We start from the raw sequence: 19,829 nt of genomic DNA, 5'->3' as shown, positions 1-19,829 counted from the left end.
AGTGTCAATTGGGGGCGGCGCGCAGATGATTCAACGGGTGCCATGCACGCGCGTTCGGCTCCCATTGCTTGAGCCGCACCGCGACGAGCGACCAGCGCAGCGGCCGTGCAATCGGAATGTATGCGGCATCGGCGGCGAGCGCGATGTCGGCCTCGGCGATCCGCTGCGCGCGCGACGCCATGTCCGGGGCATCGCGGGCGGCATCGACCGCCGCCATCGCCTGCTCGCCGCACGGTGCGCAGGCGGTGGCGAGATACCAGCGCGCGCTGTCGTACGGCGCGACCGAGTCGATCAGGCGCAGCTCGGCTTCGTCATCCAGGCCGACGCGTTGCACCCGGATGCCCATCGTACCGAAACTCGCGCCGATCAGGCCGTACAATATCGTCGCACCCGGCCCGGCGGGCAGCGCCAGGCGGAGCGTGAGCGGGCCGGGATGCGCCGATCGCCACGTACCGACCAGCGCGCGAACCGCCTGCAACCGGTCGTCCTGCGCCACCGCGCTCCAGTCCGGCACCACGGGGACGGTGGCGGAATCGAGTTGTTCGGGCAGCAGCTGCGCCGCCGGGGTCCATTCCGGCAGGAAGGTGCCGACGATCGACTGACGATCCAGCGCGCCCGAGATCGCCATGCGGGTGCGGGGATCGGCAAGGAAGCCGGTGCGGTTGACGATCGCCAGCCCGAACAGGCCCGCCGCCGGATCGATCCTGCGATTGGCGGGCGCGATCGTCGCGCTACCGATCAGCGGCCAATCGGCGAAGGTGCCGCCGGTGACGAGATCCGAATCGCCCGCCGCGAACCGCGCGATGGCGCGGGCCGCGCGTTCGCCGATCAGCCGCACCTCATCCTCGGGCGTGGGATCGGCGACGTCGTCGGGCGAGCGCGCCGGATCGATCGCCGGGCGCAGCAATGCCATGCCGCGCGTCCGGTTGACGATGCGCATCGGGCCGCTGCCGCCGAACGGCTTGGTCCGGAACACGGCCAGTTCGGGTTGCGCGAACAATTTGAGCAGATCGGGGCGGGGGCGCTTCAGGCGCACCTCGATCACCTCGGGCGTCATCTCGACGATCTCGTCGATCGCGCTGAGGAACGGGGCCAGCGGATTGCGCGAGCGGTCGGCGATCTGCCGACGCAGCACCGCGACCACTTCCGACGCCGTGACGGGGTCGCCATTGCTCCATTCCGCATCGCGCAAACGGAAGATATAGCTCATGCCGTCGTCGATCACGATCCAGCGTTCGGCGATGCCCGGTTCGATCTGCCCGCTGGCATCGAACCGCACCAGGCCCTGTGCGGTGGAGTCCATCATCACCCGTGCGGCGAAACCTTGCGGCGTGCGCGAAGGATCGCCGATCGCCAGATCGCCACCGATCGCACTGACCACGACGCGCCCGGCATCGCGGCGCTTGTCGCACGCCGCCGTCATCAGAAGCGCGGCGATGAGGAAGGCAAAGCGGACGTTCATGGGCCCCGTTCTGCCATTCGCGGGCGCGGGGCGCTACCGGGGAAGTTCGGCCGGGCTGATCCCCACCCTAATCCGCCGCGCCGAGCCCCAACCGATCGCGCACCCTTATGCGCGAGGCCAGCAACAGCGCTGCGGCCTTTTCCGGATCGGGCTGGACCCGCGCCAGGCCGATCGCGCCGGTCATCTCCGCGACCGCCGAACTGGCTGCTGCCTGAGGATTCGGGTGCGACAGGCGGCACAGCAATTGATCGACCGCATCCGTCAGCCGATCCATGCCGATGACGAATTGCACGCGCACCGCATCGGGCAAGCGTCCGATCTCTCCGGACAAAGCGGGGATGGGGCAGCCATGCTCCACCGCCTCGCGGTGTCGCATCGAGAGATAATTATCGACGAACCGGCTGAGCGTCCCGGCCGGGTCCGGGCCGTCCAGCCGCGCGAGGAACCAGGCATAGCGTTCGGCGAACATCTCGGCGATCGCCTGGGCTAGCAGGTCGTCCTTCGATTCGAAATGGGCGTAGAAGCCGCCGACGGTCATCCCGGCCCGCTTCATCACGCTTTGCACGCTGACTCGCTCGGTGCCGTCCAGCCGGATCGCGGCGGCGGCCTCCTTCAGGATGCGCTCGCGGCTCGCCGCTTTTTTCTCCTGCGTGCGATTGGGGGCGATAGCTAACGTGGTCATGTCCTCTCTCAATTCCTACCGGGCGGGATTGGATGCAAGCGCCGTGTCGCCGATGTGCCAGCCCCCGCCGAGCGCGCGGTATGCCGCGATCGCCGCGCGCGCCTCCTCGGTTTGTACGCTCGCCTGGCGATCCGACGCGGCGAGCAACTCGCGATCGGCATCGATCACCTCGATCAACGCCACCACGCCCCCGGCATAAGCTTGGTCGGCCTGGGCGCGCGCCTTGGTCAGCGCGGCGATCTGCCGCGCCAGATCGCCGCGTTCGACATGCGCTTCGGACAGGCGGGACAAAGCCGTCTCGACATCTTCCGCCGCCTTCAGCACCGATCCGCGCCATGCCGCCAGCGCCTCGGCCTGTGCGCCCCTGGCCTGCGCCACTTCGGCATCGACGCGGCCGAAATCGAACAGTCGCCAACGCAGCCCTGCGCCGCCGGACGCTTGCACCGCGTTGCCGGTGAACAATGTGCCGGTGCCGAGGCTCGCGACGCCCAACAAGCCGGACAGCGAGAGATGCGGGTAATAGTCCGCGATCGAAACGCCGATTCGCGCGTTGGCGGCGGCAAGGCGGCGTTCCGCGGCGACGATATCGGGGCGGCGGCGCAGCAATTCGGTCGGTGCGCCGCTGCCCTCGGGGGCCGGGGCGGTCGGCACGGCGCTTTCGGCGATCAGCAGGGCCCGATTGGTGCCGGGTTGCTCGCCGACCAGCACGTCGATGCGGTTGAGTTGCGCCGCGACACCGGCCCGGAGCGGCGGCAGGGACGCGCGCACGCCCTCCAGCGCGCCGGTCGCGCGGTTCAGTTCGCGATTGGCGGACAGGCCCTGATCGACGCGCTGGCGGATCAGATCGACCAGTTGCGCCTGGATTGTTCGCTGTCGTTCGGCGACCGCGAGACGCGCCTGCAATCCGCGCAGCGCGACATAGGCATCCGCCGTCTCGGCCGCGATCGCGATGCGGACGCCGGCCGCCTGCGCTTCGGCGGACCCGAGATCGGCGCGCGCCGCCTCGCGCCCGCGTCGCAGTCCGCCAAACAGGTCGATCTCCCAAGAGGCTTCGGCGCCGACGGCATATTGGGTGTTGCCGCGCGGCTGACCGAAGGCCTGGGTGATCTTGCCGACCGGCGTCTCGCGCGATTGGCTGGCGGAGACGACGCTGCCCGCGGCATCCACGCTGGGTAGCAGGGCCGCGCCGGCGGCCCGTGCCACCGCGCGCGCCTGGGTGATGCGCGCCTCCGCCTGCGCGATGTCGAGATTGCCGGCAGTGGCGCGCGCGACCAGATCGACCAGGATCGGATCGTCGAAACCGCTCCACCAGCTTGCGTTCTCACGCTCGGCGGCAATGCCGGCGGCCGACATATAGCCCGGCGTCAGACCGATTTCCGGCGGATGGTAATCGGGGCCCATCGTGCAACCGGCCAGCGTGCCGGCGGCGAGGAGCAATATCTTCAGGCGCATGCGGACCATCCTCTCAATGGGCGTCGGCGGGCGACACGGTCGCGCCGGGAAATTGCGATTTGCAGAACGGCACGAACACCAAGGCCGCGACGAACATGATCGCCATCACGCGAAACACGTCGTCGAACGCGATGGTCAGCGCCTCGCGCCCGACGATCCGGCCGATCAGCCCCTGCGCCATCAGCATCGCGCGATCGGGATCCGGCGTGACCGATGCGATGCGCTGCGCGAGTTGCTGGGTCGCTTCCTGCGCGGATCGACCGTTCGCACCCAGCGCCTCGCCGAAGCGCAGTGCCTGGATACGGCTGTTGTCCTGCAGCCAGGTGTTGACCGTGGCGATGCCGATCGCGCCACCGAGATTGCGCATCAGGTTGAACAGGCCGGAGGCGGAGCGCAGTTCCTGACCGGCAAAGCCGGACAGCGCCATGTTCACGCTCGGGACGATGCACAGCATGATGAAGAGACCGCGCATCGTCTGCGGTATAAACAGTTCGGCAAACCCCCAGTTCGAGGCGAGATGCGACGTGAGGTACAGGCTGAAAGCGAAGCCGCTGAGCCCGATCGCGATCAGGATGCGGCGATCCACGCTGTTCGACAGGCGGGCGGCTATGACGGTGCTGACCAATTGCCCGCAGCCCACGACGAATACGGTGGTGCCGATCTCCAGACTGTTGAACCCGCGTACGCGGCCAAGAAATACTGGCAGCAGATAGGTCGAGGCATAGATACCGAAGCCGATCACCAGATTGAAGAGGCAGGCGATGGCGAAGGTGCGGTTGCGGAACGGGCTGAGCCGCACGATCGGGTTTTTCGAATAGAAGGATCGTTCGAGGAACAATGCGAAGCCGACGATCGAAAACCATGTCGCCATCACGATGTGCGGATCGCCGAACCAGTCCTTCCGCGGGCCTTCTTCCAGCACGTATTGCAGGCAGGCGAGGGCGACGGCCATCGCGATCAGGTGTGACCAGTCGATCTTGCCGAACATGCTGGTATCGGCCTGATCGACATCGACGAGCTTGATCGTCAGCAAGGTGACGGCGAGGCCCGGCACCACGTTGATGAAGAAGATCCAGCGCCAGTCGATCGTCTCGGTAATGATCCCGCCGACGGTTGGCCCAAGGGTGGGCGCGAGAACCGAGACCATGCCGAGGATCGCCGGAATCAACGCGCGCTGCTTGCCCTCGAAAATGGTGAAGCCGACCGCGAAGACGCTCGGCACCATCGCGCCGCCGACGAACCCCTGAATCGCGCGAAAGGCGATCATCGATTCGATATTCCAGGCGAGGCCGCACGCAACGCTGGAGAGGGTGAACAAGGCCGCCGAGGTGGCGAACAGCCAGCGGGTCGACATGGCCTGGGCGAGGAACGCCGAAAAGGGGATCATGACCAGCTCTGCCATCAGATAGGCGGTCTGCACCCAACTGATCTCGTCCGGCCCCGCAGATAGGCCAGCCTGAATGTCGTTCAGGGACGCGGCGACGATCTGGATGTCGAGCAACGCCATGAACTGGCCGAATGCCAACACACCGAAGATCAGGAACTTGCGCGACGTCGGCAAGGACACCGGGTCGGGACGCTCGCGCGCCTTCTGCGCTCGGCCGAACCCTCCACCGAATATTGATGTCGCCATCCCAAACGCCCTTGCGATATTATGAACATAATATTACAAGCCTAATATAAGATTGGCAAGACGGAGTTTCGTTGGATGGATGCGGTGACGGGTTCGACCTTTTCCGAAAGCGACGCTCCATCGGCACGCCGTCGCTTTCCACTGCCTTCGCGCCGCACCGCTCTCGTGTCGGTGGCCGCGATAATGATCGCGTTAGGCGGGGCGGCGTGGATCACGTCCGCCCCCAGCGTGGCATCCACCGACGATGCCTATGTCAGTGCGGATGCCACATCGGTCGCGCCGAAGGTTCGGGGGTTGGTGGAGCGGGTGTATGTGCGTGACAACCAGTTGGTCCGCGCCGGACAGCCGCTCGCGCAGATCGATCCGGAGGAATTCGACGCCAAGGTCGCCGTGGCCGAGGGGGCGCTGGCCGATGCCGATGCGAGTGTCGCGGCGGCGCGCGCGGCGTTGGTCAGCCTTTCCGCGGAAGAACGGCTGGCGGGCGCGAACATCGTCGCGGCACGCACCTCGATCCGCTCGGCGGAGGCACGGTCCGACCTCGCCGGCGCGGATCGGCGGCGGTACGAGGCGCTGGTCGCGGGCGGCGCGGTCGCGAAGCGCGATGCCGATAGCTACGGTGCGGCGGCGGTGACGGCGCAGCAGGAGGCGGCCAAGGCCCGCGCCTTGCTCGCCGTGTCGCAGGAGACTGCCGGGGTTACCAGCGCCAGGCGGGCCGGCCTGATCGCCACGCTCGCGACGGCGCAGGCCAAGGTCCTGCAGGCGCGCGCGGCGCTCGATCTCGCGCGTCAGGATCGCCGCCACGCGGTGATCGTCGCGCCGATCGACGGTACGGTCGGCAACCGCCAGGTGCGGGTGGGCGATTACGTTCAGGCCGGAACGCGGTTGCTGACGCTCGTACCGCTGCACGCTCTGTATGTGACGGCGAATTTCAAGGAGACGCAGACCGCGCGGATGCTGCCGGGACAGCCCGTCACGATTGACGTGGATGCGCTCGACAGCGGGCATCTGACTGGCAAGGTCGAAAGCTTCGCCCCGGGATCGGGCGCGAGTTTTTCCTTGCTGCCGTTTGAGCCCGGCACGGGCAATTTCACCAAGATCGTGCAGCGCGTGCCGGTGCGCATCCTGTTCGATCCGAACCAATCGGCGGTCGATCGCTTGCGCCCCGGCTTGTCGGTGACGGCTAAGGTCCGCCTTCGCTGAGCGGGCTTATTGCCCGACCTTGAGCCTGAATCCGACGACGACCGCATTGCCCAAACTCGTATCGCCGCCGGGACGGATGACGTATTGCACGTCCGGCTGCACGCGCAGCCAGGGTGCCAGCACCGCAAGATAGCCTGCCTCGATCACGATTTCGCGTCCCCCGATCGACTTGCCGGCCAACGCCTGCGAGCGGCGATAGCGGTTGCCGAAGCTGGCGGCCGCAAAGGACAGGCCGATCTGATCGTCCTTTCGGCCCTTGAAGGTGCCCGAATAAACGAGCCCGCCGCCCAGATATCGTGCGATCGGATTATAGCGCGTGTCCGCAATGCCGAAGCGCAGCCACCCGGCCAAACCGTCCGCATCGTCTGCGCGCGTGCCTTTCAACCGGTATTCGGCGAAGACATAAGCCCCGGCATTGCCGCGGCCGGACGAGGATGCGTCGCCGAGCGGGATCGCGTCGAAACGCGCGGTGTAGCCCCACGCGCCGATCGCCGCCTTCATGCCGCCGCTCAGATAGTTCACCTCTCCGACGACGAGTGCGCCGTCGCGGGCCGATAGCTTGATCGCGGTCGTGGCGGGGTGCGCCGGGTCGCCGGGCACGCCATCGAGCACCGCAACCCGCGCCAGCCAGTGCGTGCCGAGCTTCCCCTCCGCGCGCACCGCCAGCGAGGTTACCGGAAAGATCGACGGGCCGTTGCGTCCGCTTTGCGAGAAATCCGGCCCGATACCGTGCGACGAGATCAGGAAGAACCCGCCGCTCTGAGTCGTGTCGAATTCCGAGTTGAGATTGTAGAGCCCGGCCTTGAGCGATGCGTTGCGCCCGACATCCTGTTCCACCCAGGCCTCGAACAGGCGCAGCGCCCGCACGCCGGTTTCGATGTTGGATACGCCCTGGGCATCGCCGACGAGATCGGACGAGAAATTCCGGCCGTTATTATAGATCGCATAGGCGAACAGCCGCGCGCCATGCCATCCAACCAGCCGGTCGGCATCGACCGCGATCTGCAAATCGAGATTGTCGAGATAGCGCGTGCCACGGGCGATGCCGCCGCCGATGTCGCTGCGGACATCGGCGGTATAGACGCCGGAGAGCGAGACGGGCCGGGTCGAGCCTTCATTCGCCGAGCGCGGATAGCCGGTCGGCCGCTCGTCCTGCGCCCATGCCGGACGCGCCAGCAGGAACAGGGCGACGACGAAGATCCAGCGGATCACACGGCGTCTTCCAGCGAGAAGCGATCGTCATCCTCGTCATATGCGAAGACCTCGGCATAGCGGCCCCAGAGCGTCACGGTGCGCAGCGTCTCCTCGGCATAATCGGGCGACATATGATCTTCGAGTTCGTCGCGGAAACGGCGTGCCGGGGCGACGTGGCCGGCGCGTTCGTCAAGGATGCGCTTGATGTGCTGGGCGAGCGGCACGTGCGCGAGCAGGGCCTGAGCGAACATCGCCTTGCGCGTGTCGACATCGGCCTGGGCATAGCGGCGGGCGATCGGCGTCAGCTGGATGTCGGCGCCCTGCAGATCGGCGAAGCGCAGCAATTGCAGCGTTTCCGCCATCGGGAAGAGATCGTCGATCTCCAATTGGAGCTGATCGGCCAGATCGGCCATCGCGGCGCGGCCATCGAATGGGCTGGCATCGACCTCCTCGATCAACCCGGCGAGCGAATTGGTCGAGACGCGCGGCAGCACCATCTGGATGCCGGTGCCGGGGAACACACCGTCGCGGGCGGGTTCGGGCGCGGCACGTGCGGTCATCCGCGCGTAGATATCATCGACCAATGCGCGGAACGGCGGGTCGAGCCGGTCGCGCGGTTGCGGCAGATCGACCTTGATCTCGGCGGCGACGCGGCCGGGATTGGACGAGAAGACGAGGATGCGGTCGCACATCAGCACCGCTTCCTCGATATTGTGCGTGACGATCAGGATCGACTTGATCGGCATCCGCCCCTCCGCCCACAGATCGAGCAGATCGGTGCGCAGGGTTTCGGCGGTCAGCACGTCGAGCGCCGAGAACGGTTCATCCATCAGCAGCAGCGACGGATTGACGACGATCGCGCGCGCGAGGCCGACGCGCTGGCGCATGCCGCCGGACAATTCCTTCGGATATGCGTTTTCGAAACCGTCCAGCCCGATCAGATCGATCGCGGCGAGCGCGCGGGTCCGCCGTTCGTCGGCGGGCACGCGCTGTGCCTCCAGGCCGAGTTCGACGTTCTGCAACACGGTCAGCCACGGGAACAATGCGAAGGTCTGGAACACCATGCTGACGGTCGGCGCGGCGCCGGTGTCGTCGGCGACGAAATCGATGTTGCCCTCGTCGGCGCGGATCAGCCCGGCGATCGATCGCAGCAACGTCGATTTGCCCGAGCCGGAGCGACCGAGCAGCCCGACGATCTCGTTCTCGCGTAGGGTCAGATCGACATCGTCCAGCACCAGCAACCCGCCGCCGCCGGCCTTGCCATAGCGGTGGGTGAGGTGTTCGACCTTGACGAGCGTGGGCGAAATGGTGGGGCGGGCAAGGGTCTTGGCCATGATCCGTTTCCTTCTGTCAGGCGAGGCGCAGCCGGCGGTCGGCATAAGCGTAGAGCGGGCGCCACAGCAGGCGATTGAAGCCGATCACGAAGATCGACATCACCGCGATGCCCAAAGTCACGCGCGGGAAATCACCGGCGGTGGTGGCCTTGGCGATGTACGTGCCGAGGCCATGCGCCTCGAGATGTTCGCTGCCCCAGGACACCGCCTCCGCGACGATGCTGGCATTCCACGATCCGCCCGAGGCGGTGAGCGCCCCGGTGACGTAATACGGAAAGATGCCGGGGATGATCAGCGTGCGCCACCATTGCCAGCGGCCCATTCCGAACATGCCGGCGGCCTCGCGCAGATCGTTCGGGATCGCGCTGGCACCGGCGATCACGTTGAACAGAATGTACCATTGCGTGCCGAGCACCATCAGCGGCGACAGCCAGATATCGGGATCGAGCCGCCAATGGACGATCGCGATCACTGCGAACGGGAACAGCACGTTGGCCGGGAAGGCGGCGAGGAATTGCGCGACCGGCTGGAGCCGTTCGGCCCAGCGCGGACGCAGGCCGATCCAGACACCGATCGGCACCCAGATCAGGCTCGCCACCGCGATCAGCACGAGGACGCGCAGCATCGTGATGCAGCCCAAGCCAAAGGCGACGAACGCATCGCCCCAGGCGAGATGGGATGCGATATAATCGATCACCAGCCACGCCGCGCCGAGCAACGTGGCCGCGACGATCGCCAGCCAGAGGATTCGGCCGAGCGGATTCGGTGCGGTGTCCCGCCGGGCCTTCGCGGCGCGCGCCGGCCGTCGGTCGATCGCCATCATCAATCGCCCCAGGCCGGTCAGCGGCGCGAACAAAACGGGTAGCAATTTCGTGCGGCGAAACAGGTCATAGGCCCAGCTTTTCGGGCCGTCCTGCGACGCGGTCTGTTCGAAACGGAAGCGATCGGCCCAGGCCACGACCGGTCGAAACACGAACTGGTCGTAGAGCAGGATCACCACCGCCATCGCGCCGACCGCCCAGCCGACGGCGCGGAAATCCTGGCGATCGATCGCCAGCGCGAGCCAGGATCCGATACCCGGCAGCATGATCCGCGTATTGCCGACGCTGATCGCCTCCGCCGCGACGATGAAGAACCACCCGCCCGACATCGACATCATCGCATTCCAAACCAGCGATGGCGTGGCGAAGGGCAGTTCCAGCCGGATGAAGCGCCGCCACGGCGACAGTGCGAAACCTCGCGACACTTCCTCCAAGTCGCCCGGCACCGAACGGAGCGATTGGTAGAAGCTGAACGCCATGTTCCAGGCCTGGCTGGTGAAGATCGCGAAGATCGCCGCCAGTTCGACGCCCAATTGCTGACCCGGAAACAGGCCCATGAAGAAGGTGACGGTGAACGTCAGGAAGCCGAGGATCGGCACCGACTGCAGGATGTCGAGCGCGGGCACGATGACCATTTCCGCGCGCTTGCTCTTGGCCGCGAGCGTGGCGACGACGAAGGTGAAGACCAGCGCCGCGCCGAGCGCGGCGAACATCCGGAGCGTGGTGCGCAGCGCATAGGCCGGCAGGTTCCACGGATCGAGCGCGATCGGATCGAGGCGAAGCTCGGACAGCGGCTGGGCCACGCCCGCCGCGCCGCGCGCGACGAGCACGGCAAGACCCGCCAGCAGCAGGAAGGCGATGGCATCGGCCCAGCTCGGCCCCGACCCTGAGGCTGTCGCGCGCCATGTACGCGAAAAGGGCCGCACGCCACGGGCAATCGGGGGCATTTCACGCATTGTCTCACCTCATCGGGCGGCCGTCGACGACCACCCGGGGCGAGACTGACAGGATCAGGCTCGGCCGGGCGCCTCCGACGGCGCGTTCGTTCGACTACTGTCGCTTGGCATTTTTGTTCGATCCTGATCGTCGGCGATTCGGCCGACGCGGGGCGATTGCTCCCGCACCGCAACATTGTCAATCGGGTCCGAGCAGAGGCGAAGCAGAGCTTAACGCGGCCTATATGCGGCGGCCCGCAAATCGCTCTCGAATCTTAATTCAGGCCAGCCCTATATCGCGGCAAGCAGGATCACCGCAGCGTTCGGTTGTGGTGGATTTCCGTGCATCAGGAGCCGGCCGTGCGCCATCGCGCAGCCGCCTGATCCGATTGCTTTCAGGACATTTCGAACATGACCCATGTCGCCGAGCATTGCATCGCAGGGCCGTTGCTGCGCCGGGCGATCCGCCCGCGACGCGTTGCTTCGGCCAGGGCGCGGCCTCGCTGTCGCGACCGTCGCTGGCCGGAAGTCGCTGCGGCGCTCGTGTCGCTGCGCGCGGCCCGGCGTTGCAGCGTGCGGATCGTGGATGCCGATTGCGGCTCAGGGGCGCTGCTGTTGTGCGCGGTGCGATACGCTCGCGCATTGGGGTTCACCGCGATCGAGGCGCGCGGCATCGACGATACTCCCGCGCTGGTCGGACGGGCGCGCGCCTCGGCGATGGTGCTGCACGATGCGGCGATCGGCATCACGTTCGAGAAAGGCGACCTGGTTCGCGCGCTGGACGAGGAAGCCGATTTTCCTGCGGATATCGTGATGTGGCACGGCTGTGCCGGGTGCAGCGCGGAGGAGGTGCAGGCGGTGGCTTGCGCCGGGCACAGGCTGATCGCAGACCCGGTGGTGGTGGCATGACGCGTCGGGATTTCGCGTGGCGCGGCATCGGCGTCGGTGCGTTCGCCACCGCCATTGCACTCGGCCTGACCATCCGGCCAGGCGAGGAGGCGGTTTTGGGCTTGCCGGCCTTCGGTCTCGCGCTTTTCGGCCTCGTCCTGATCGTGCAGGGCCGACGCGTGCCCGCCGCCTTGCGCGTCGAGCGGGGCCGCCATCGTGCGCTCGCGCAGACGATCCGCGACCGGCGCCGGCGGCGCTAGCGCTGCGTTGTTGCCTTAATCCATTTTCGATGGTGGTGCGGACGGCGGGACTCGAACCCGCACACCCAAAGGGCGAGGGATTTTAAGTCCCGTGCGTCTACCAATTTCGCCACGTCCGCGTGCCGAACCTCGTGGCGTGAGCGCCTTGGCGCGTCAACCGGTCAGTGCGGTCAGACGTTCAAACGGGCGCGCATTTCCTTGCCGGGCTTGAAATAGGGCACGCGCTTGGCATCGACATCGACGGTTTCGCCGGTGCGCGGGTTGCGGCCGGTGCGAGCGTCGCGGGCGCGGGTGGAGAAGGCCCCGAAACCGCGCAGTTCGACGCGGCCGTCCTGTGCCAGTCGCTTGGTGATTTCATCGAAGAAGGTGCCGACGATCGCTTCGATGTCGCGAACCGACAGGTCCGGATTTTCGGCGGCGAGCATATCGACGAGTTCGGAACGGATCATGGCGGCGGCCCCCCAAAAGGCCGTCTCGACCGGCGCCTGAAATCGCCATGGCCGAAACGAGAATCGGTCATCCGGAGTGGATGTCGAACTGGACATAACTTGATCTGGCTCAATCCGCCAGAAAAGATGCAACGCTTGCGGACAAAATTATGCCCGGATCAAAAGTAGATGGGCAAGTCGGGCGGCGGGAGAGGCCTAAACCCCTCCCGCCGAACACCGCTTACTTCTTGTCTTCGTTCTGTGCCTTCAGTGCGGCACCCAGGATGTCGCCCAGCGATGCGCCCGAATCGGACGAACCATATTGCGCAACGGCCTGCTTCTCTTCGGAGATCTGCATCGCCTTGATCGAGAAGGTCGGCTTCTTGGACCGGTCGAAGCCGGTGACCATCGCGTCGAACTTCTGTGCGACCTGGAAACGCTCCGGACGCTGCTCGTCGCGGTCGCGGCCGAGATCGGTGCGCTTGATGAAGCCCGTCGCGCCGTCGTCGCCGACCTGCACTTCGAGACCCGCATCGCGGACCTCCAGAACGGTGACCGTGACGATCTGGTTCTTGTTGAGACCCGAACCCGCTGCTGCCGTGCCGCCTGCGGCGACGCCGCCGGCTGCCGGCGCGCCACGCTCGAGCTGCTTCATGCCGAGCGAGATGCGCTCCTTTTCGGCATCGATGTCGAGCACGATGGCCTGAACGGTCTCACCCTTGCGATGCAGGTTGAGCGCGTCCTCGCCCGAAACGCCCCAGGCGATGTCGGACATGTGGACCATGCCGTCGACATCGTTGTCGAGGCCGATGAACAGGCCGAATTCGGTCGCGTTCTTGACTTCGCCTTCGACGGTCGAACCGATCGGATGCGCTTCCAGGAAGGCCTCCCACGGGTTGGACTGAGCCTGCTTGAGGCCGAGCGAGATGCGGCGCTTTTCCGAATCGACTTCGAGAACGATGACTTCGACTTCCTGCGAAGTCGAAACGATCTTGCCCGGATGGACGTTCTTCTTGGTCCAGCTCATTTCCGAAACGTGGACGAGGCCCTCGATGCCGGCTTCCAGCTCGACGAACGCACCATATTCGGTGATGTTCGTGACGCGGCCCGACAGCTTGGCGCCGATCGGGTACTTCGCCATCGCGCCATCCCACGGATCGCTCTCGAGCTGCTTCATGCCGAGGCTGATGCGCTGCGTGTCCTTGTTGATGCGGATGATCTGCACCTTCACGACGTCGCCGATGTTCAGCACTTCGCTCGGATGGCCGACGCGCTTGTAGCTGAGATCGGTGACGTGCAGCAGGCCGTCGATGCCGCCCAGGTCGACGAACGCACCGTAATCGGTGATATTCTTGACGACGCCGTCGATGATCTGGCCTTCAGCAAGGCTGAGGATCAGGCCCGAACGCTGCTCGGCGCGGGTTTCTTCGAGGATCGCGCGGCGCGAAACGACGATGTTGCCGCGCTTGCGGTCCATCTTCAGGATCTGGAACGGCTGCGGGATGTCCATCAGCGGGGTCACGTCGCGGACCGGGCGGATATCGACCTGCGAGCCGGGCAGGAACGCCACGGCACCGTTCAGGTCGACGGTGAAGCCACCCTTCACACGGCCGAAGATCGTGCCTTCGACACGCGCCGTCTTGGCGAATTCGGTTTCCAGCTTGTCCCATGCGGCTTCGCGACGGGCGCGATCGCGCGACAGCATCGCTTCGCCGTGCACGTTCTCGACGCGATCGACATAGACTTCGACTTCGTCACCGATCTTCAGATCGGCCTTCTGGCCCGGCGCGGCGAATTCACGCAGCGGCACGCGGCCTTCCGACTTCAGGCCGACGTCGATGACGGCGAGGTCGTTTTCAATTCCGGTAACGGTGCCCTTGACGACGCGGCCTTCGAAGCTGTCGGCGCCGCCGAACTGCTCATCGAGCATGGCTGCGAAATCGTCACGGGTGGGATGTGCCTGAGTGGCCATAAAGATGGGTCGTCCTAAAGTCTGTTTCCGGCCAATCGGTTGTGTCCGATGGTCTTGGCCAAAACGCCACGGCGGCCGAATGCCGGTCGCGGCATCCGTTCGGGCAGTGAAGGAGGAGTCTCTTGCGCGTCTTGGAAGCGAAAAGGGCGCGATGGACATGCCATCCGCGCCTTCCTCCGAGAGCATAGCCCGCCGGACGGACGCGCCCCTAGCGCAAAGGCGGGCAAAAGGCAAGATGGCGGCCATGATTGGCAGCCGCCTTATGCGTTAGCCGGGTTTGTAGGCGGCCTTCTCGGCTTTCAATCTAATCTGCCGGTCGACCAGTTCGATCGCGCGCTGCAGGCTCGCCTCGATCGACAGGAAGCTGGTGTCGAGCAAGGCCGCGTCGTTCGCCGCCACCAATGGGGCGGCGCTGCGGGTCGAATCGCGCAGGTCGCGAGCGCGGATGTCGGCCAGCACCTTGTCCAGGCTGACGGTCGATCCGTTCTCGCGCAGTTCGGCATGGCGACGCTTGGCGCGGATCGTCGGGGTCGCGCGGATGAACAATTTGGCGTCGGCCTCCGGCGCGATCACCGTGCCGATATCGCGCCCGTCGAGCACCGCGCCGCCCGGCTGGTTGGCGAAGCGCCGCTGGCGATGGAACAGGGTCGCGCGGACCAACGGATGCACCGACACTATTGACGCGAGCTTGCCGACCTCGTCCGTCCGCAGCACGGCGTCTTCGAGCAGGGCATCATCGAAATTGCACGCGGCGACCGCGTCCGCCTCGATCTCCGGGTTCAATTCCATCCGGCGGACATTCTCGGCGACCGCGCGGTAGAGCAGGCCGGTGTCGAGATACGGCAGCGCGTAATGCCGCGACAAAGCGCGCGCGATCGTGCCCTTGCCCGAGGCGGCGGGTCCATCGACGGCGATGATCATGCGGCAGCCACGTCGTTCGTTCCCCTGAGCGCGTCGAGCGAGGCGAAGAACATAGGATAACTCGTCGCGATCGGCGAGGCATCGTCGATCGTCACCGGCGTGGCCGACACCAGAGCGGCGACCGACAGGCTCATCGCGATGCGATGGTCGAGCCTGGTGGCGATCGTGCCGCCGCCGGGCAGGGCGGTGCCGCCCGAGCCGTGGATCGCCAGGCCATCCTCGAATTCCTCGGTGCGCACGCCGATCGCGCCCAATGCCGCGGCCATCGCCGCGATCCGGTCCGATTCCTTGACGCGCAATTCGTGCGCACCGCGCGCTATGGTCGTACCCTCGGCGCAGGCCGCGGCGACGAACAGGATGGGATATTCGTCGATCATGCTCGGAGCCAGATCGGGCGGCACTTCGATCGCAGTGAGCTTCGCATGGCGCACGCGCAGATCGGCGACGGGCTCGCCACCGACGGTGCGCGGATCCAGTTCGGTGATGTCCGCGCCCATCATGCGCAGCGCCGTGAAGATGCCGGCGCGCGTCGGGTTCAGCCCGACATTCATCACCACCACGTCAGATCCCGGCACGATCGTCGCCGCGACGACCAGGAAGGCGGCGGAGGAGGGGTCGCCCGGCACGACGATCTGCTGCGGCTTCAGTTCGGCCTCGCCGACCAGCGAGATCACGCGGCCCTCGGGAGTTTCCTCGACGGTCAGGTCCGCGCCGAATCCGGCCAGCATCCGTTCGCTGTGATCGCGCGTGGCGACCGGCTCGATCACGCGGGTGATGCCCGGCGTGTTGAGCCCGGCGAGCAATATCGCCGACTTCACCTGCGCGGAGGCGACGGGCAGGGTGTAGGTGATCGGAATCGCCGGGTTCATGCCCCGCACCATCAGCGGCAGGCGGCCACCCGGGCTGGCGGTGATGTCCGCGCCCATCTGCGACAGCGGATCGATCACGCGTGCCATCGGCCGGCCCGAGAGAGAAGCGTCGCCGGTGAAGGTGGCGGTGATGGCGTGGCTCGCCACCAGCCCCATCAGCAGGCGAGTCGATGTGCCGGAATTGCCCATCTCCAGCGCGCCCGCCGGTTGCATCAGCCCGCCGACTCCGACGCCGTTGACGGTCCAGATGCCGTCCTCGTGCCGCGTGATCGTCGCCCCCATCGCGCGCCCACCGTCGCCTTCGGCGACGGTTTCCTTGATGATCGTCGCGCCCATGGCGCGAAGGGCGGCGGCGGTGGCAAGCACGTCCTCGCCCTCCAGCAGGCCCTCGATGCGGCTTTCGCCGACCGCCAGCGCGGAAAGCATCAGCGAACGATGGCTGATCGATTTGTCGCCGGGCACGGCGACGGAGCCGCGCAACGGGCCGGAGGCGTGGATCTGGCGGGGTGCCGGAGCATTATGGGGATCAGGGTGCGACATGAGCGCCGGGCTTTTGACAGTGCGCTTGTGCTATGGCAAGGCGCGCCCCACTTTGCTGGGCATATCCCGCAAACTCCGAAATTCGAAAGGTTCAACCAAGGCTATGGTCAAGGCCGAATGGGGCACGAAGAGAACGTGCCCGAAATGCGCAACGCGCTTCTACGATCTGGGCAAGGACGAGCCGGTCACGTGCATCGAATGCGGATCGACCTGGTCGCCCGAGCCGATTCTCAAGTCCAAGCAGCCGCTGCCGTTCGAGCAGGCCAAGCCCGATCTGGTCAAGAAGGATGACGATCTGGCGGGTGACGACGAGGATATCGACACCGGTGAGGACGAGGAAATCTCGCCCGACGACGAGGTCGATCTCGGCGGTGACGACGATATCGGCGTGGAAGCGCCGGTCGAAGACGACGAGCATTGAGTTCCTGAAACTCAAGTTATTTTGGCAAGCGGCGCGCAACGCCGCTTGCCAAGCAGGCGACGCCTCGGTAGGGGCAGCGCCTTCCCGGGGCCAACCCGCCCGGGAGATGGGGCCGTAGCTCAGCTGGGAGAGCGTTCGCATGGCATGCGAAAGGTCAGGGGTTCGATCCCCCTCGGCTCCACCATTTTCCCTAAATCAATGATCCAGCAGGCGAACTTAGGTCCGCCTCAGCCCTCGACGACCGCCTGATCGGTGTCGATGCGGCGGCGGACGTGTTCGCGCCAAACGATGTACAGGCCGCTGGCGATGATCACCGGTGCTCCGATCCACGTCCAGGTATCCGGCAGCACGCCGAACACCGCCCAGCCGGAGAGCGTCGCCCATAACAGGCTGGAATAATCCATCGGCACGACGACCGAGACCGGGCCGAAGCGCAACGCACCGGTCATCGCCAGTTGCGCCGCGCCGCCGATCAGCCCGACACCGGCGAGCAGCAACCAGATCAGCGGCGCGTGCGGCTGCATCGCGAAGACGTAGACGATGCCGAGCGGCCCCAGCGACAGCGTCGAAAACCAGAACACCGTCGTCGTGATGCTTTCGGTGCGCGAGATCTGGCGCAGCAGGATCGAGACACCGGCGGTCAGCAACGCCGCGCCCAGCCCCGTCAGCGCGCCGACCAACGGAAAATGCCCGGTGCCCGGTTGCGCGACGATCAGCACGCCGGCGAACCCCATCACCACCGCGGCCCAGCGATGCCAGCCGGTCGGTTCGCGCAGCAGCAGCGCGCCCAGGATTGTGGCGAAGATCGGCATGGTGAAGCCGATCGTGGTCGATTCGGCGAGCGGCAGCGCGAGGATCGTGGCGAAGGTCAGCGCCATCGCGCACAGCCCCATCGCCATGCGCAGGATGTGCGCAGGTAGGCGTTTCGTCGCGACGGAGCGCAGCCCCGGCCCCGTGACGAGCACCACCACCATGAACGCCGAGGCCCCGGCCTGGCGGAAGAACAGGATTTCCCCGATCGTCGCGCCGGCCGCTTCGCTCAGCTTGATCAGCGTATTCATGCCCGCGAACAGCAGGACCGACGTCAGCCTCAGCCCCACGGCAAGCAGGATTCGATCGGGAGAGGTGGCGGCCATGGCAGCGCTTCTACACATCTACTGTGGCGGGGGGAGACGTTCGCCGTCAGAAATCGCTGATCCTTGCGGGATGGGCCCGCGCGCCTTAGTGGCTCCGCCCATGATAAAGCGTGCACTCCCCGTCACCCGCGAAGCCGATTTCGCTGCCTGGTATCAATCCGTCATCTTGGAGGCCGATCTGGCCGAGGAAAGCGGCGTGCGCGGGTGCATGGTCATCCGGCCATGGGGGTACGGCATCTGGGAGCGGATCCAGCGCCTGCTCGACGATCGCATCAAGGCGACGGGGCACGAGAATTGCTATTTCCCGCTGTTCATCCCGCTCTCCTATTTCGAAAAGGAGGCCGAGCATGTCGAGGGGTTCGCCAAGGAAATGGCGGTCGTCACGCATCACCGGCTGATCTCGGACGGGAAGGGCGGGCTGGTGCCGGATCCCTCGGCCAAGCTGGAGGAGCCGCTGGTCGTGCGGCCGACGTCCGAGACGGTGATCGGCACGGCGTTCGCACGCTGGGTGCAATCGTGGCGCGACCTGCCGGTGCTGATCAACCAATGGGCCAACGTCGTGCGCTGGGAAATGCGCACGCGGATGTTCCTGCGCACGTCGGAATTCCTGTGGCAGGAGGGGCATACCGCCCATGCCACTGCGGACGAAGCGCGTGAAGAGACGCTCAAGATGCTCGAAGTGTATCGCGAGTTCGCCGAAAACTGTCTCGCGCTGCCGGTGGTGGCGGGCGAGAAGCCGGAGAACGAGCGCTTCCCCGGCGCGGTCGCGACCTATTCGATCGAGGCGATGATGCAGGACGGCAAGGCGTTGCAGGCCGGCACGTCGCACTTCCTCGGCACCAATTTCGCGCATGCCCAGAACATCCGTTTCCAGAATGCGGCGGGCGAGCTTGAGTTCGCCAATACGACGAGCTGGGGCGTGTCAACGCGGATGATCGGCGGCGTCATCATGGTGCATGGCGATGACGACGGGCTGCGCGTGCCGCCGCGCATCGCGCCGTGGCAGGTGGTGATCGTGCCGATGCTGCGCGACCAGCCGGAGGACGAGGAGATCGTCGCCTATTGCAAGGCTTTGCAGGGCGAACTGGCCAAGCAGTCCGCATTGGGCGAGCCGGTGCGTGCGTTGCTCGACCTGAAGTTCGGCAAGGCGGCCACCAAGCGCTGGGGCTGGGTGAAGAAGGGCGCGCCGGTGATCGTCGAGGTCGGCGGGCGCGACATGGCGGGCGGCAATGTGTCCGTCATCCGCCGCGACCGGCTGTACCGCGAGGACGGCAAGCTCGACAGCGCGGTGGTCGCGCAGGGCGATTTCGTAGCCGGTATCGCGGCGATGCTGGAGGATGTGCAAACGTCGCTCCACACCGAGGCGCGGGCGCGATTGGTGGCGAACATCGTACCGGCAGCGGACTTCGCCGCGATCGAGAAGCACTTTGCGGAGGGGCAGAAGAACCCCGGCTGGCTGGAAGTGCAATGGTCGAAGCCGACCGGCGCGGCGTTGGAGGCGGTGGTCGAGAAACTGAAGGCGCTGAAGCTGACGCTGCGCAACGCCCCGATGGAGCAGGCCGCGGTGGATGCGCCGTGCGTATTCACCGGCGACGTGGCGGTGGAGCGGGTGCTGGTCGGGCGGAGCTATTGAGCGATCGACGCGAGTGAAGGGGGATGCCCCTCCCCATCCGTTCGTTTC

17 protein-coding genes and 2 tRNA genes are annotated in these 19,829 nt (G+C 66.3%); 6 read left to right on the top strand and 13 right to left on the bottom strand.

Annotation, left to right across the window (positions count from 1 at the left end):
• Nucleotides 1-4 precede the first annotated feature (4 nt).
• The 4 genes from U1738_RS17505 to U1738_RS17490 all read right to left on the bottom strand — a co-directional run bounded on the left by U1738_RS17505 (nt 5) and on the right by U1738_RS17490 (nt 5,229).
• Nucleotides 5-1,462: an ABC transporter substrate-binding protein gene (locus U1738_RS17505; RefSeq protein WP_332790311.1), complete on the bottom strand. Its 1,458-nt coding sequence runs from the start codon at nt 1,460-1,462 to the stop codon at nt 5-7.
• A 67-nt stretch (nt 1,463-1,529) separates the two neighbouring features.
• The gene (locus tag U1738_RS17500) at nt 1,530-2,144 is read right to left on the bottom strand and encodes a TetR/AcrR family transcriptional regulator (RefSeq protein WP_332790310.1); all 615 of its coding nucleotides are present in this window, start codon (nt 2,142-2,144) and stop codon (nt 1,530-1,532) included.
• 15 nt (nt 2,145-2,159) lie between these two features.
• On the bottom strand, nt 2,160-3,596 hold the full coding sequence (locus tag U1738_RS17495; RefSeq protein ID WP_332790309.1) for an efflux transporter outer membrane subunit: 1,437 nt from the start codon (nt 3,594-3,596) through the stop codon (nt 2,160-2,162).
• Between the two features lie 13 nt (nt 3,597-3,609).
• Nucleotides 3,610-5,229: a DHA2 family efflux MFS transporter permease subunit gene (locus U1738_RS17490; protein WP_332790308.1), complete on the bottom strand. Its 1,620-nt coding sequence runs from the start codon at nt 5,227-5,229 to the stop codon at nt 3,610-3,612.
• 171 nt (nt 5,230-5,400) lie between these two features.
• Here U1738_RS17490 and U1738_RS17485 point away from each other — a divergent pair, with 171 nt between their 5' ends.
• The gene (locus U1738_RS17485; RefSeq protein WP_332790307.1) at nt 5,401-6,429 is read left to right on the top strand and encodes an HlyD family secretion protein; all 1,029 of its coding nucleotides are present in this window, start codon (nt 5,401-5,403) and stop codon (nt 6,427-6,429) included.
• Between the two features lie 6 nt (nt 6,430-6,435).
• Here the strand turns inward: U1738_RS17485 and U1738_RS17480 are convergent, their stop codons facing one another.
• The 3 genes from U1738_RS17480 to U1738_RS17470 are packed head-to-tail and all read right to left on the bottom strand — an operon-like array spanning nt 6,436 to nt 10,725.
• Complete coding sequence (locus U1738_RS17480; RefSeq protein WP_332790306.1) at nt 6,436-7,641, bottom strand: carbohydrate porin; 1,206 nt, start codon at nt 7,639-7,641, stop codon at nt 6,436-6,438.
• Nucleotides 7,638-8,957 (bottom strand): ABC transporter ATP-binding protein, encoded by a 1,320-nt coding sequence (locus U1738_RS17475; protein ID WP_332790305.1) that lies wholly within the window; start codon nt 8,955-8,957, stop codon nt 7,638-7,640. The genes U1738_RS17480 and U1738_RS17475 overlap by 4 nt, the downstream gene beginning before the upstream one ends.
• Nucleotides 8,958-8,973: 16 nt before the next feature.
• Nucleotides 8,974-10,725 (bottom strand): ABC transporter permease, encoded by a 1,752-nt coding sequence (locus tag U1738_RS17470; protein WP_332790360.1) that lies wholly within the window; start codon nt 10,723-10,725, stop codon nt 8,974-8,976.
• A 399-nt stretch (nt 10,726-11,124) separates the two neighbouring features.
• Between U1738_RS17470 and U1738_RS17465 the strand changes: the two genes are divergently transcribed.
• Nucleotides 11,125-11,622: an SAM-dependent methyltransferase gene (locus U1738_RS17465; RefSeq protein WP_332790304.1), complete on the top strand. Its 498-nt coding sequence runs from the start codon at nt 11,125-11,127 to the stop codon at nt 11,620-11,622.
• Entirely contained in the window at nt 11,619-11,861 is a 243-nt protein-coding gene (locus U1738_RS17460; protein WP_332790303.1) for a hypothetical protein, read from the top strand. Before U1738_RS17465 ends, U1738_RS17460 begins: the two co-directional genes overlap by 4 nt.
• Nucleotides 11,862-11,894: 33 nt before the next feature.
• On the opposite strand, the gene U1738_RS17455 is transcribed toward U1738_RS17460, so the two are convergent.
• From U1738_RS17455 to aroA, 5 genes are all read right to left on the bottom strand, one after another.
• Nucleotides 11,895-11,980 (bottom strand) — tRNA-Leu (locus U1738_RS17455).
• A 51-nt stretch (nt 11,981-12,031) separates the two neighbouring features.
• Nucleotides 12,032-12,310, bottom strand: coding sequence for an integration host factor subunit beta (locus tag U1738_RS17450; RefSeq protein ID WP_055781347.1), 279 nt, complete (start codon nt 12,308-12,310; stop codon nt 12,032-12,034).
• 220 nt (nt 12,311-12,530) lie between these two features.
• Nucleotides 12,531-14,261: a 30S ribosomal protein S1 gene (rpsA, locus tag U1738_RS17445; protein WP_055781343.1), complete on the bottom strand. Its 1,731-nt coding sequence runs from the start codon at nt 14,259-14,261 to the stop codon at nt 12,531-12,533.
• Between the two features lie 267 nt (nt 14,262-14,528).
• Nucleotides 14,529-15,182 (bottom strand): (d)CMP kinase, encoded by a 654-nt coding sequence (gene cmk, locus U1738_RS17440; RefSeq protein ID WP_332790302.1) that lies wholly within the window; start codon nt 15,180-15,182, stop codon nt 14,529-14,531.
• Nucleotides 15,179-16,591 carry a 3-phosphoshikimate 1-carboxyvinyltransferase gene (gene aroA, locus U1738_RS17435; RefSeq protein ID WP_443027043.1) on the bottom strand — a complete coding sequence of 471 codons (1,413 nt, stop codon included), beginning with the start codon at nt 16,589-16,591 and terminating at the stop codon, nt 15,179-15,181. The genes cmk and aroA overlap by 4 nt, the downstream gene beginning before the upstream one ends.
• Nucleotides 16,592-16,694: 103 nt before the next feature.
• Here aroA and U1738_RS17430 point away from each other — a divergent pair, with 103 nt between their 5' ends.
• The gene (locus U1738_RS17430) at nt 16,695-17,012 is read left to right on the top strand and encodes a TIGR02300 family protein (RefSeq protein WP_332790301.1); all 318 of its coding nucleotides are present in this window, start codon (nt 16,695-16,697) and stop codon (nt 17,010-17,012) included.
• Nucleotides 17,013-17,120: 108 nt separating this feature from the next.
• Nucleotides 17,121-17,196 (top strand) — tRNA-Ala (locus U1738_RS17425).
• 43 nt (nt 17,197-17,239) lie between these two features.
• Here U1738_RS17425 and U1738_RS17420 read toward each other — a convergent pair.
• Nucleotides 17,240-18,148 carry a DMT family transporter gene (locus U1738_RS17420; protein WP_332790300.1) on the bottom strand — a complete coding sequence of 303 codons (909 nt, stop codon included), beginning with the start codon at nt 18,146-18,148 and terminating at the stop codon, nt 17,240-17,242.
• Between the two features lie 100 nt (nt 18,149-18,248).
• On the opposite strand from U1738_RS17420, the gene U1738_RS17415 reads away from it, so the two are divergent.
• Nucleotides 18,249-19,781, top strand: coding sequence for an aminoacyl--tRNA ligase-related protein (locus U1738_RS17415; protein WP_332790299.1), 1,533 nt, complete (start codon nt 18,249-18,251; stop codon nt 19,779-19,781).
• The last annotated feature ends 48 nt before the right edge of the window (nt 19,782-19,829 follow it).

This window comes from Parasphingomonas caseinilytica (genome assembly GCF_036663755.1).
Taxonomy (GTDB): domain Bacteria; phylum Pseudomonadota; class Alphaproteobacteria; order Sphingomonadales; family Sphingomonadaceae; genus Sphingomonas.
This window is presented reverse-complemented; position numbering and strand designations above follow the sequence as displayed.

Coding starts and splice junctions, on each gene's coding strand:
- U1738_RS17505 (WP_332790311.1), bottom strand. CDS start 1,462: ATGAACGTCCGCTTTGCCTTCCTCATCGCCGCGCTTCTGATGACGGCG.
- U1738_RS17500 (WP_332790310.1), bottom strand. CDS start 2,144: ATGACCACGTTAGCTATCGCCCCCAATCGCACGCAGGAGAAAAAAGCG.
- U1738_RS17495 (WP_332790309.1), bottom strand. CDS start 3,596: ATGCGCCTGAAGATATTGCTCCTCGCCGCCGGCACGCTGGCCGGTTGC.
- U1738_RS17490 (WP_332790308.1), bottom strand. CDS start 5,229: ATGGCGACATCAATATTCGGTGGAGGGTTCGGCCGAGCGCAGAAGGCG.
- U1738_RS17475 (WP_332790305.1), bottom strand. CDS start 8,957: ATGGCCAAGACCCTTGCCCGCCCCACCATTTCGCCCACGCTCGTCAAG.
- U1738_RS17470 (WP_332790360.1), bottom strand. CDS start 10,725: ATGCCCCCGATTGCCCGTGGCGTGCGGCCCTTTTCGCGTACATGGCGC.
- U1738_RS17465 (WP_332790304.1), top strand. CDS start 11,125: ATGACCCATGTCGCCGAGCATTGCATCGCAGGGCCGTTGCTGCGCCGG.
- U1738_RS17460 (WP_332790303.1), top strand. CDS start 11,619: ATGACGCGTCGGGATTTCGCGTGGCGCGGCATCGGCGTCGGTGCGTTC.
- U1738_RS17450 (WP_055781347.1), bottom strand. CDS start 12,310: ATGATCCGTTCCGAACTCGTCGATATGCTCGCCGCCGAAAATCCGGAC.
- rpsA (WP_055781343.1), bottom strand. CDS start 14,261: ATGGCCACTCAGGCACATCCCACCCGTGACGATTTCGCAGCCATGCTC.
- cmk (WP_332790302.1), bottom strand. CDS start 15,182: ATGATCATCGCCGTCGATGGACCCGCCGCCTCGGGCAAGGGCACGATC.
- aroA (WP_443027043.1), bottom strand. CDS start 16,591: ATGTCGCACCCTGATCCCCATAATGCTCCGGCACCCCGCCAGATCCAC.
- U1738_RS17430 (WP_332790301.1), top strand. CDS start 16,695: ATGGTCAAGGCCGAATGGGGCACGAAGAGAACGTGCCCGAAATGCGCA.
- U1738_RS17420 (WP_332790300.1), bottom strand. CDS start 18,148: ATGGCCGCCACCTCTCCCGATCGAATCCTGCTTGCCGTGGGGCTGAGG.
- U1738_RS17415 (WP_332790299.1), top strand. CDS start 18,249: ATGATAAAGCGTGCACTCCCCGTCACCCGCGAAGCCGATTTCGCTGCC.